The sequence below is a fragment of the Arthrospira sp. PCC 8006 genome (assembly GCF_046480465.1).
Taxonomy (GTDB): Bacteria; Cyanobacteriota; Cyanobacteriia; order Cyanobacteriales; family Microcoleaceae; genus Limnospira; species Limnospira platensis.
This window is the reverse complement of the sequence record NZ_PKGG01000543.1, coordinates 1-505: the sequence shown is the minus strand read 5'-3', so window position 1 is coordinate 505 and position 505 is coordinate 1. Positions and strand designations below refer to the sequence as shown.

General features: G+C 48.1%; 1 protein-coding gene. It reads right to left on the bottom strand.

Annotation, left to right across the window (positions count from 1 at the left end; translation table 11 throughout):
• Positions 1 to 6 precede the first annotated feature (6 nt).
• Positions 7 to 505: glycosyltransferase (locus B9T16_RS29290; RefSeq protein WP_410246457.1), on the bottom strand; the 499-nt coding region annotated here is incomplete at its 5' end.

Sequence of the window (505 nt, the reverse complement as noted above, 5' to 3'; positions counted from 1 at the left end):
CTACAATTAATAATTATTCATTATCAATTTAGCAAAGGAAAGCGCATCTAAGCGATCGCCTTTTAGAGAGGATAACCGCACGAAATCATTAACCCAGTCTAGGATAGTTTGAGTCGTGAATTGGAAAGAAGAATATTTGAGAGACCGTTGGAGATGTTCAACCGCTGCGGCTGTATCTCCGGTGGTGTAGGCGTGCCATGCTTGCCAGGTTTGCGACCGATAGCGAAGCCTGTGGCTGACGTTTTGTACCCCTTTTATCACCTCCTCACCCTGAGCAAATTCATCGCTTATGGGAGCTGATATGGCTTGCTGAAAGATGTTTATAGTTTCCCTAAGCATCCGTTCTTCCCGAAATAGTTGTTGGGCCCTCAGTTTGCTGGCTTGTCCCATAGCTTGTCGGAGTTGAGGATTAACGGCCCATTCTTCGAGAGTGTGGGCGAGTTCCCGCGCCGTGGCGGCTGGGTCAACATTGGGGTTAGGTAATAGCTTACCGGTTCCCCCTAAA